Raw genomic sequence first — 11,371 nt, forward strand, 5'->3', positions numbered from 1 at the left:
GGCCCGCGGCGACCGGGAACGGCCGCTCATGCGGCCTGCCGGGCGCTGTCCTGCCGCCCGGTCGCGTGGTCCAGGCCGGTCGCGCCGTGCAGCGCGCCGCGGATCTCGCCCGAGCGGATCGCGGTCACCGACAGCAGCGTGTCGCTCAGCCCGTGGGTCAGCTCGCAGGCGCCTTGCAGGAAGACGCTGGGATGGAAACCGGGCTGCGCGCGCAGCCGGTAGTGGCGGTCCACCTCCCAGTCGCCGAGGTAGGGCGCCAGCGGCGCCAGCAGGCTGCGGTGGCGGTCGCGCTCGTAGCCGGTGGCCAGCACGATCGCGTCGTAGTCCTGCGTGGTCGTGCGCGCGTGGTTCAGGTCGCGCAGCGTCAGGCGCAGGCCGTGCTCGCCGGCCTGCACCCCGGCCACCTCGTGGCGGCGCAGGAAGCGGTGGCGCGGCTCGCCGCTGACGCGCTGGCGGTAGAAGACCTCGAAGATCTGCTGGATCAGCGCCAGGTCCGGCGCCGCGTAGTTGGTGTGCCAGTACTCGTTGAGCAGCTCCTCGCGCTCGCTGCCGGAGCGGCTGAAGACGAAGTCGGTGAAGTCGGCGTTGAAGATCTCGTTGACGAAGGGGCTGTCGTCCGAGGGCTTGATCGAGCGCGCCCGCATCACCAGGTCCACCTGGGGCCGCTGCGGCCGGCCGTGCAGGTCCATGAAGATCTCCGCCGCGCTCTGCCCCGCGCCGACGACGGCGATGCGCCGCGCCTGGCCGTGGCCGGCGATGGCGTCCAGGTAGTGGCTGGAGTGGAAGACGCGCGGATCGTCCTTGAAGGCCTTGAACTCGGCCGGGATCCGCGGTGCGCCACCGACGCCCACCACCAGGTGCCGCGTCAGACGCTCGCGCACCGCGCCGGCGGCGTCGCGCGAGCGCACCCGAAGCAGCTTCACCTCGCCGGCGCGCGGCTCGGGTAGCACCTCGACCACGTCCTCGCCATAGGCGCAGCGGTCCTCGAACTGGGCTGCGGCCCAGGCCAGGTAGTCGTTGAACTCGTGGCGGCTGGGGAAGAAGGTCTTCAGGTTGATGAAGTCCTGCAGGCGGTCCTTCTCATGCAGGTAGTTCAGGAAGGTGAAGCGGCTGGACGGGTTGCGCAGCGTCGCCAGGTCCTTCAGGAAGGAGATCTGCATGTGCGCCTGGTCCAGCAGCATGTTCCTGTGCCAGACGAAACCAGGCTGGCGTTCCACGAACAGCGCGTCCAGCGCCCGGTGCTGCGGGCGCGCGTCGCGACCTTCCTCCAGCGCGATGGCCAGGGCGATGTTGGACGGGCCGAAGCCGATGCCGATCAGGTCATGGATGTGCATGGGTGCCTCAGGATTGGGGAACTGCGGGGGAAGGGCCGGAGAACGCGGGCGCAGGCGCGTCGACGTCGTCGGGGCGCGGGATCCAGAGCGCGTCGTCGAAGAAGCGCTCGCGCATCAGCAGGCCCAGCACCGCGCGCTTGTGCGGGAACTGGATCTCCTTGAGCGAGGCGTAGCCGCAGCGGTTGAGGCTGCGGATCATCCGGCGGTTGTCGATGCGGGGCTCGATCACCAGGCGCTGGGTGCGGCAGTCGTCGAGGAAGAGGTAATGGGAGACGCCCGGCATCCAGGCGGTCAGGAAGGGCCGGCCGCGCAGCGCCGGCTCGCCCACCAGCACATGCCAGCCGCGATCGTGGTCGGCGGCGTCGTAGAAGGGCGCGATGCGGTCTTCCTTGGCCCAGTAGGCCTCGACGTAGCAGAACGGTCGCTCGTCCAGGCAGCCGATCAGCCCGATGGTGTGCGGGTCGGCGGCCACGCCGGCGAGGTAGCGGCGGTGGTGCTCCAGGTCGCCGGTCTCCTGCCAGAAGTGCGCGACGGCGGGCTCGTTCATCCAGCGGTTCACGGTGGCCAGGTCGCGCTCGACGTCCATCGCGCGCAGGCTGAAGGTCTGGCCCAGCCAGGGGATGTGGCGGCGGTAGACGGCGCCGACGGGCTTGGGCGGCCGGCGCGGATGGCGGCGACCGTCCTTGCTGAAGACGTACTGGCTGGGCGGTGGGTCACGCCGGTCGGTCAGCCAGAGGCGGTCCCATTGCCAGAACAGCTCCCGCGACACGGTGGCCGGCTGGCCGACGGGCTGCAGCGCGATGCCGCCGGCGACCAGCGCCGAGCGGGCCGGCAACGCGCCGCCGAGCGACACGGCCGGCAGCTCCGGGCGCAGCGCGAAGACCGCTTCCAGCGCCGCGGGCAGGTGGAGGTCCAGCAGCGCCGGCGGCGTCCGGTCCAGGCCGTCGCGGGGCTGCAGCAGCGGCAGCGGCGCGGCGGGCTCCAGCATCCAGGCGCTGACCGGCCCGCCGTCCCGCGGCAGCACGCTCAGGTGGGGGCCGTTCATGACGGTCTCGAGCTCCTGGCCCGCGACGCGGCTCAGGATGCGGCCGGCGGCGCGGGGGCCGGCGCTGGCGAGGGAAGGATCGGAGCCGGCGGACAGGGCCGGCGCAGCGATGGACATGGGACTGCCTCGGAAGTGGTCGCGGCGCTCGGCGCGCCGCCGTCTTCCGGTAATGACGTTGGCCGCGCCGATTTGTTCATGCGGGCGGTGTCCGGGGCGCGGTGCGCCCGGCTCAGCGGAAGGCGTGGGCCAGCGCGGCGGCGGCGTCGGCGCGCAGCGTGGCGGCGTCCTCGACCACGTTCCCGAGCCGAGCGAAGTCATGCACCATGCCGGCGTAAACCTGGACGCGGGTGCGCACGCCGGCGGCCTCCAGCGCCCGCGCGTAGGCCAGCCCCTCGTCCAGCAGCGGGTCGAACTCGGCCAGCGCAAGGTGCGCGGGGGCCAGGCCGTGCAGGCTGGTCGCCTGCAAGGGCGCGAAACGCCAGTCCAGGCGGTCCGCGTCGTCGCGCAGGTACTGGCCGAACATCCATTGCAGGTTGCGCTGCTCCAGCAGGTGGCCGGTGGCCAGCCGGCGATGGGACGGCGTGTCCTGGTGGGCGCTGGTGCAGGGATAGAGCAGCAGCTGCAGCACCGGTTGCGCCAGGCCGGCGTCGCGCGCGGCCAGGGTCAGCGCGGTCGCGAACGTGCCGCCGACGCTGTCGCCGCCGACCGCGATGCGGGTCGGGTCCAGCCCCAGCGCCACGGCATGGGCGCGCAGCCACGCCGCGGCGTCCTCGGCATCGTGGAAGGCGGTGGGGAAGCGGTGCTCGGGGGCGCGCCGGTAATCGACGGCGAGGACCGCGCAGGCCGCCTGCCGCGCCAGGTCCCGGCACAGCGAGTCGTGCGAGTCCAGACCGCCCAGCACGTAACCCCCGCCATGGAAGAACAGCAGCACCGGCGCGCTCGGCGCCGTGTCGCCGCGGTAGAGCCGGGCGGGCAGGGGGTGGCCGTCGCGGGCGGGCAGCGTCAGCGCCTCGCAGGGCAGATCGGGGCCGGGCAGGTCCAGCGCCAGCGTCGAGCGGTCGTAGGCGGCACGGGCCTGCTCGGCGGACAACTCGTGCAGCGCCGGGCCGTCGGCGTTCGCGGCGTTGACGAGGTCGAGGAAGGCTTCCAGATCGGGATGCAGGGGCATGGCTGAGCCGCCGGCGCGGGGCGGATTCGTTGCGGGAAGGGCGCCATCACGCGCCTGCAGGAATGACGTCCGTCCCACGCGTTTGTTCATGAGGACCGCCGCCGGCGCCACCTTTACGCGGCGTGAGCCATGAACAAACCCGCCGCCGGATCGTCTACCCGATAGGACCTCACCCGTTCGCCGCGCCGCTGGCCCGGCGGCTGAAAGACCGCGCTGATGAACACTGCTCCTGGCACCCCGGCTGGCGATCCGCCGGGCCCCGCTCCCGGCAAGGCCGGCGAAGTCTCCGGGCTCCTGAAGCCCTTCCTGCCCTGGCTGGCCTTCTCCGCGGTGACCGGCGTGGCCGCCGGCGCGGCGACGGTGGCGCTGCTGGGCACGATCAACGCGGTGCTGAACCGGCCCGGCGGCATGGCCGGCGGCCTGCTGCTGACCTTCGTGGCGCTGTGCGCGATCGCACTGGTGGGGCGCGCGGCGTCCAGCATGAGCACCAACCTGGTCGGCCAGCGGCTGGTGGCGCAGGTGCGCAAGAGCCTGGCGCGCAAGATCCTGGCCGCGCCGATCGATGCCCTGGAGCGCTATCGCACCCACCGCCTGATGCCGGTGCTGACCGGCGACGTGGACATGATCAGCGACGCCGCCTTCGTGCTGTCCTCGGCGCTGATCGCGCTGGCGATCACGCTGGGCTGCCTGGGCTACCTGGCCTGGCTGTCACCGGCGCTGTTCGGGCTGCTGCTGGTGGCCCTGGTCGTGGGCGTGGGCGTGCAGACCTGGGCCCAGGCGCGCGGCATCAAGGGCTTCCACAAGGCCCGCGACGCCGAGGAGCAGCTGCACAAGGCCTACCGCGCCATCAGCGACGGCGCCAAGGAGCTGCGCATGCACCGCGCGCGCCGCGCCGGCATGTACGGCGGGCAGATCGAGGGCACGGTCGACCGCATCCGCGAGATCAACTGGCGCGCCATCAACACCTACGTGCTGGCGACGGCCTTCGGCTCGGCGCTGTTCTTCCTGCTGATCGCGCTGATCCTGGGCTGGGCGGCGCTCAGCACGATGCCGCCGCCGGTGCTCAGCGGCTTCGTGCTGGTGCTGCTGTTCCTGAAGGGCCCGCTGGACCAGATCGCCGCGGCGGTGCCGGGCATCGGCCGGGCGCGAGTGGCCTTCCAGCGCATCGCGGACATGTCGGCGCGCTTCGCCACGCCCGAGCCCTTCCTGGACCTGGACCAGCCCGGCGAGCCGGCCGCGCTGGCCGAGTCGATCGAGCTGCGCGGCGTGCGCTACGGTTTCCCGGCGCCCGACGGCGGCGAGGCCTTCGTGCTCGGGCCGGTGGACCTGACGCTGCGGCGCGGGGAGATGGTGTTCGTCGTCGGCGACAACGGCTCGGGCAAGACCACGCTGGTCAAGCTGCTGCTGGGGCTGTACGCGCCGCAGCAGGGCCAGGTGCTGGCGGACGGCCGGCCGGTGACCGACCAGACCCGCGACCACTACCGCCAGCTCTACACGACGGTGTTCTCGGACTTCTACCTGTTCGAGGACCTGGCCGCCGAGGCCGGGCAGGGCGGCAGCCTGCCGCAGCGCGCGCTGCCCTACCTGCAGCGGCTGGAGATCGCGCACAAGGTGTCGGTCAAGGACGGCGCGTTCAGCACGGTGGACCTGTCGACCGGCCAGCGCAAGCGCCTGGCGCTGGTGCATGCCTACCTGGAAGGCCGCCCGGTGCTGGTCTTCGACGAGTGGGCGGCGGATCAGGATCCGACCTTCCGCCACCTGTTCTACACGGAGCTGCTGCCGGAGCTGCGCGACAAGGGCCACCTGCTGATCGTGGTCTCGCACGACGACCGCTACTTCCACCTGGCCGATCGCGTGATCCGCATGGCCCAGGGCCGGATCGTCGAGGGCGCGGCGCCCGCGTCCCGGGCGGAACGCGCGGCCGCGGCGGCCTAACCCCCGGCCTGACCCTCGGCCTGACCCTCAGCCCTGCGCCAGCGCCTGGACCTGCGCGGTGCTCAGCGCGCCGCCGTAGATCCGGAAGTCCTGCAGCCGCCCGTTGAAGTAGGGGTCCTGCCCGTACTGCGCGCGGCCGAGCCAGTTTTGCGTCGTGTCGCCGAGCTGGTAGGGCGCCAGGTCCATCGTCGTGATCGAGGCAGCCACCGCGCCGTCGACGTGCAGGGTGCAGGTGCGGTCCTTGAGCGTCATTGCCAGATGCACCCAGCGGCCCTTGGCCAGCGGGCCGGTCGAGACCGTCTGCTCGCCGAAGTAGCTGGTGTTGGTCACGCTGACCCGCATCGTGTCGTTGCTCACCAGCAGCGTGAGATAGGTGATGTCGGTCGAGCCGAAGTCGAAGACGCGGGCGTTGCCCTTGTTCACGCCGTTCCACCAGACCCAGCCGGCGATGGTGACGTCACCGACGCCGGCCAGCACGCCGGTGGGCAGCGCCAGGTGGCCCGAGGCGCCGTCCAGCGCCAGCGCCTTCGTGCCGGCCTTGCGGCCGTCGCCCCAGGAGGCGCCGCCGACCAGCGTGCCGTTGCGCTGGCGTCCGCCGACATCACGTGCCGTCGTGCCCTGGCCGTCGTCCAGCGGCAGGCTCAGCAGCAGCGGGGCGCCCAGATCCACGGTCGAGGTGGCCGAGGTCGACAGCACCGCGCCGGCGCCGTCCAGCGCGCGGACCTGGTACTGCCACCGGCCTTGCGACACCGCGCTGTCCGTCCAGGTGGGCAGGCCGCCGGCGTTCACGCGGGTGAGTTCGGTGTAGGTGGAGGACCCGGCCGGCGCGCGCATCACCGCATGGGCCGCCGCATCCGCGCTGCCCCACCACGAGAGCTGGACCGCGCCGCCGCGCACGATCGCCTGCAGCCCGGCGGGCGGGACGCGCGTCACGTCCGCGTCGCGCGAGAAGGTCAGCGTACCGAAGCTCAGGTCGTCGCCGAGCCAGGTGTTGCCCTCCGGCCGCAGCTGCGCGGCCAGCGCGCTGACCCAGGGCGCGGCCAGGCCCTTGCGCTTGACGTAATGGTTGTAGATCGGCTCCCAGCACGGGCGGCCGTTCGGCCGGCCGCCGTCGGACACCGCGTTGAAGGTGCCCTGCCGGTTGCTGTAGACGTAGAAGGGCAGCGTGTAGAAGGCGCCGGCGGCGTCCCTCAGGTTGGACTTGGCGACGTACTCCGCGCCGGCCAGCAGCCGGTTGTCGTCCTCGCCGTAGAGGTCGTCGCCCTGGTTCCAGGCCATCTCGCACAGGTAGCCGGCCATGCCCAGGCTGAGCGTCGCGTGGCCCTGGTCGCGGCCGCTTTCCTGCCACTGGCCCATGTGGCCGGGATGGCGCGCGTAGACCATGTGGCGCGAGGCGCCGTTGCCGCGGCCGCGGTGGAAGTAGTCCAGCGCCTCCTGGTAGACGTCGGCCCGGTCGGCGAAGACGCCCACGGCCAGCATGCCCACCAGGCACACCAGGTCCCAGTTGGCCCAGTGGTTGGTGACGTTGGAGCCGTTGTGGTCCTTCAGGAAGCTGCTCTGCAGCGGATAGAAATGCTTCAGCAGCCATTGCTGGCAGGCGGCCCGGTCGGTCGCGCTCCAGCCGGTGTAGGTGCGCAGGATCTCGGCCGCGTTGGCCCACTGGTAGCCGTAGATGCCGGCGGCGAGGAAGCGGTCGCCGTTGCCGGTCAGCGTGGTCATCGTGCTCACCCACGCGTTGACGTAACGCACGGCCTGGTCGGCATAGGCGGGGTCGTTGGTGACCTTCCAGCGCAGCGCCAGCTGATAGGCGCGCTGCACGTCCTCGACCATGGCGCGGAAGTTCTCGCCGTCGCCGCCGCGGATCGCGGTGACGACCGGTTGCGGATCGCGTCCCAGCTGCGCGCGGCTACTCGAGGTCAGCGCGCGAAGGCCGCTCACCCAGGGCTCGCGACCGGCCGCGAGCTGCGTGCGCATGCGGGTGAAGTCGGCCTCGGTGTGCAGCAGGCCGGGGTGGGTGAAGACGCGCGCGGTCGCGGTGCCGCCGGTGGTCGTGCCACCGGTGCTGCCGCTGGTGGTGCCACCGGTCGGCGTCGACGCGCCGCCGGTGCTCTCGGCCGAAACGGCCTCGTTGGCACCGCCGCCGCCCGAGCCGCAGGCCGACAGGCCCAGCGCCGAGCCGCCGGTCACGAGGGCCCGGCGCATCCATTGGCGGCGGGTGCTGGTCGACGCGAGCCACGCGTCAAAGTCGAAATTCATCACGGTGAGGCCTGCGTCGGAAGAGGAAGGGAGGGCGGCATGCTGCGCTCGCGAGCGCGTGGCGCATCTTGGCCGGACACCGTTGTCATCGCCGCAACCGTTGCACTCTGTGACCGCTGCCCGTCGGCATCGCACAACACCCGGCCCCCGGGCCGGGGCGGTGCGGGCCGGAGAGTTCACCAACTCATCACGAAACGATCACAGCCCGGTCGCGTCCGCCGTGCTTGGCGTCGTAGAGCGCCGCATCGGCGCGCGCGACCAGCGCCTCCAGCGACTCGTCGCAGGCCGGCGGTACGCCCACCACGCCGGCGCTGCAGGTCGCGGCCAGCGGCGTGCCGGTGCCGATGTCGAAGGGCTGGTCGCCGATGCAGCGCTGCAGGGCCTGCGCGCGGCGCCGGCCTTGCTCCTGCGCCATCGACAGGCCGGGCAGCACCAGCAGGAATTCCTCGCCGCCCCAGCGGCCGATCGCGTCGTAGTCGCGCATCGTGGCCTTGAGCCGCAGCACCAGTTGCGTCAGCACCGCGTCGCCGGCGGGATGGCCGTGGGTGTCGTTGATGCGCTTGAAGTGGTCGATGTCGATCAGCATCAGCGTCACCGCCGCGTCGCCGCGGCGGGCCCGCGCGATCTCCCGGGCGGCCAGGTCGGTGATGGCGCGCCGGTTCATCGCGCCGGTCAGGCCGTCGGTCAGCGCGAGGGTGCGCATCTGCTCGTAGGACGCCTTGAGCTCGGCCGTGCGCCGCCCGACGAGGCCTTCCAGCTCGCGTTGGCGCCGCACCCAGGCGCGCACCCGCCAGCGATGCGCCAGCGCGATCAGCGCCACCGCCAGCGCGCCGGCGGCCGCCAGCGCCCAGGCGCTGCGCCACCAGGGCGGCCGGATCTCGAAGGGCAGCGAAGCGAGCTCGGACACCAGGCCGAGGTCTATGTTCTCCACCCGTGCCTCGAAGACGTAGCGGCCGCCGGGCAGCGCGGGGAAGACGACGTCCTCGTGCGCCGTGGTGCGCCATTGCTCGTCCAGGCCGCGCAGGCGGTAGCGCACCTGCTGCGTGGCGCGGTTCCGGAATACCGGCGCGGCCCAGGCGATCTCCAGCGCGCCGGCGGACCAGTCCGCCGTCCAGGCGCGATCCAGCGGCATCGACACCTGGTCGCGCGTCACGCGGGTGAGGTGCAGGGCGACGCGCGCCGGGTCGAGCAGCCGCTCGGGCGCGATCACCTGTGTCGCGCCACGGCTGGTGCCGATCCAGATGTCGCCGGCGGCGTCCTCGACCAGCGCGTTCTGGTTGCAGTCGTTCCAGCCCAGGCCGTTGCTGTCGTCGAAACGGCGCCAGGGGCCGCCGTTCCAGACCAGCACGCCGTCGTCCGTCGTCACCCACAGCCAGCCGCGACGGTCGGACAGCAGCGCCATCACCGTGCGGCGGCCGAGGACCTCGCCCGGCTGCAGCGCAGCGGCGCGCCACGCGCCACCGCCGTCGCTGCCGTCGCTGCCGTCGCTGCCGTCGCTGCCGTCGCTGTTGTTGCCGCCGCTGTCGCTCGCTACCCGCCAGAGCCGGTGGTCCCGCGAAGCGACCCACAGCGTGCCGTCGCGGCCGCAGGCGACCTTCTCGATCGACAGGCCGTCCGGCAGCCCGGCGATGGCCGGCGTCGTCACGCCGTGGGCCTCGTCATGCGCGATCAGCCCGGCCGACGTGGCGAACCAGGTGCGCCGCTGGGGCGAGGTGCAGGCCGAGAAGACGGCCAGGGACTTCGCACGGTCGACCGCCATGCCCGGCGCCGGCACCACCCGGGGCGGCGCCCCGGTGGCCCCGCTGGCGGCCCCGCCGGCGGGCGGCACGAAGAACAGGCCCCTGTCGGCGCCCACCCACATCCCGCCGCCCAGCGCCGGCTGCAGCACGAACACCAGCGGCAGCCCCTTGGCCACGCGCTGCCACGCTCCGCCGGCCCGTTGCCTGAACAGCTGGCCGGAGTAGGTCGCCATCCACAGCTGGCCCGCCTCGTCCCGCGCCAGGCCCCCGACCTGATCGTTCGTCCCGCCGGGCGTCCGGACATCCACCCTGCCGCTCGCGGGATCCAGCAAGGCCGCGCCGTTGCCGGTGCCCAGCCACATCCGTCCGGGCGCCTCCTCCAGGAAGGTCCAGAGGTCGTCGCTCGGCACGCCCTGGCGCCGGGTCCACTGGCGCCAGTGCTCGTAGCCGCGCCAGTGCACGAGCCCGTGACCGGCCGTGCCCAGCCACAGGTCGTGGTCGCGGTCCTGCAGGATCGCGTGCACGCCGCTGCCGACGTCCAGGCCGTGCTCGGCGCCGAAGCGCGTCCAGCGGCCCGACTGCCAGCGCAGCACGCCGTCGTCGCTCGAGGTGAGGACGTGGCCCTGGGCGTCCTCCGCCAGCGGCAGGTGCAGCCGCACGGTGCTGTCGCCCAGACGCGGCGGCGTGAGGTCCTCGAAGCGATCCGCGCCCGGCGCCTGGCGCGCGACCTGCGTCTGGCCGCGCGCCCACAGGGCGCCGTCGCGCGTGCGCAGCAGGTCGCCCCAGCGCGCCGGCTTCAGGCCGTCGCGCTCGCCGAACCGGGTCAGTGCGCCGTCCCGCCAGCGGCACAGCGCCAGGCCACAGCCCAGCCACCAGCTGCCGTCCGGCTCCACCAGCACCGCATGGATGTCGGCCAGCGAGGGCTCCCGGTCCCGCAGCGGCGGTGCGAAGGCCGGCGTGGCGCGCCAGCCGCTGCCGTCCCGGCGCACCGTGTACAGCCCGTCCATCGCCGCCACCAGCACGCCGCCGTCGGCCGTGGCGGCGATGGTCCGATGGCCCTGGCGCACGGAGAGCGCGGGGCTGCCGGTGGCGATCACCTCCAGCCCCTGGGGCCCCAGGCGGGCGAGGCCGCTGATCATCCCGACCCACACGCCGCCGCGGCCGTCCGGCGCCAGCGAGCTGATGTGGCGGTTGACGAGCGGCAGGTCGGGCGCGTCGATGCGGGTGATGCGGGCGCCGTCGTGGCGATAGAGACCGTTCTCGGTGCCGATGACCAGGCGGCCGTCGGGCAACTGGACCATGGCGGTGACGGAGAGATTGGAGAGCCCGTCCGACTGCGTGTGCGTGGTCAGCGCCAGGTCTTGCGCCGGGGCCGCGGCGACCAGCGCGCCCGCCAGCAGGCCCCCGAGGATCCAGCGGGCGAACCGGATCGGCGCGGAGCGGCGCGGAGCGGGCGAGGCGAGTGGGGCGAGCGTGGCGGAAGAGGGCATCGGTGGACGCGAGGACCGGCGATCAGCCAAGGCGCCGCGGCGGTTCGCGACGCACGTTCAGCTTCGGAGGATAGCGGGCAGGCGGGCGGCCATCGCACCGTGTCGCACCGGGCGCTGATCGCGAGGGCCGGGCGTGAGACTTTCTGCCGCGAAAGCCGCGCTAGCCGCTCGCGGACGCTTCGTCAATCCTCCCTGAAGTGCGATGTGTCGATCGTGTTGCACTCCGATACAGTGCTTCACTCGAGTCCGCCGCCGAGCGAGCACTTCGTGAGGAATCTCACAGGGCGCGGACTGCCTAGGGCAAAACCGGCGCGAGCCGGCGACGCAAAGCTTCCGGTCTCCCGCCGGCATCCCTCCGATGCCGTGCCATGAGATAGCGGGGTTGCCGGATGGGTCCGCGCCAG

Annotated in this window: 6 protein-coding genes and 1 riboswitch; of the genes, 1 reads left to right on the forward strand and 5 read right to left on the reverse strand. The window is 73.0% G+C overall.

The genetic code is table 11. The annotated features are described in order from the left end of the window. Nucleotides 1-26 precede the first annotated feature (26 nt). From ACTJKJ_RS19840 to ACTJKJ_RS19850, 3 genes are all read right to left on the reverse strand, one after another. Nucleotides 27-1,334 carry a lysine N(6)-hydroxylase/L-ornithine N(5)-oxygenase family protein gene (locus ACTJKJ_RS19840; protein WP_440821487.1) on the reverse strand — a complete coding sequence of 436 codons (1,308 nt, stop codon included), beginning with the start codon at nt 1,332-1,334 and terminating at the stop codon, nt 27-29. A 7-nt stretch (nt 1,335-1,341) separates the two neighbouring features. Further along, nucleotides 1,342-2,496 (reverse strand): GNAT family N-acetyltransferase, encoded by a 1,155-nt coding sequence (locus ACTJKJ_RS19845; RefSeq protein ID WP_440821488.1) that lies wholly within the window; start codon nt 2,494-2,496, stop codon nt 1,342-1,344. Between the two features lie 112 nt (nt 2,497-2,608). Continuing rightward, complete coding sequence (locus tag ACTJKJ_RS19850; protein ID WP_440821489.1) at nt 2,609-3,547, reverse strand: alpha/beta hydrolase; 939 nt, start codon at nt 3,545-3,547, stop codon at nt 2,609-2,611. A gap of 216 nt (nt 3,548-3,763) precedes the next feature. Between ACTJKJ_RS19850 and ACTJKJ_RS19855 the strand changes: the two genes are divergently transcribed. Next, nucleotides 3,764-5,482, forward strand: a complete 1,719-nt coding sequence (locus tag ACTJKJ_RS19855; RefSeq protein ID WP_440821490.1) for a cyclic peptide export ABC transporter — start codon at nt 3,764-3,766, stop codon at nt 5,480-5,482. A gap of 27 nt (nt 5,483-5,509) precedes the next feature. Here ACTJKJ_RS19855 and ACTJKJ_RS19860 read toward each other — a convergent pair whose 3' ends face one another. Beyond that, complete coding sequence (locus tag ACTJKJ_RS19860; protein ID WP_440821491.1) at nt 5,510-7,738, reverse strand: LamG-like jellyroll fold domain-containing protein; 2,229 nt, start codon at nt 7,736-7,738, stop codon at nt 5,510-5,512. Nucleotides 7,739-7,925: 187 nt separating this feature from the next. Further along, the gene (locus ACTJKJ_RS19865) at nt 7,926-10,967 is read right to left on the reverse strand and encodes a ligand-binding sensor domain-containing diguanylate cyclase (protein WP_440821492.1); all 3,042 of its coding nucleotides are present in this window, start codon (nt 10,965-10,967) and stop codon (nt 7,926-7,928) included. Between the two features lie 289 nt (nt 10,968-11,256). Next, nucleotides 11,257-11,357, forward strand: a riboswitch (cyclic di-GMP riboswitch). The last annotated feature ends 14 nt before the right edge of the window (nt 11,358-11,371 follow it).

The organism is Roseateles sp. 22389, from assembly GCF_052044995.1.
GTDB lineage: Bacteria > Pseudomonadota > Gammaproteobacteria > Burkholderiales > Burkholderiaceae_C > Roseateles.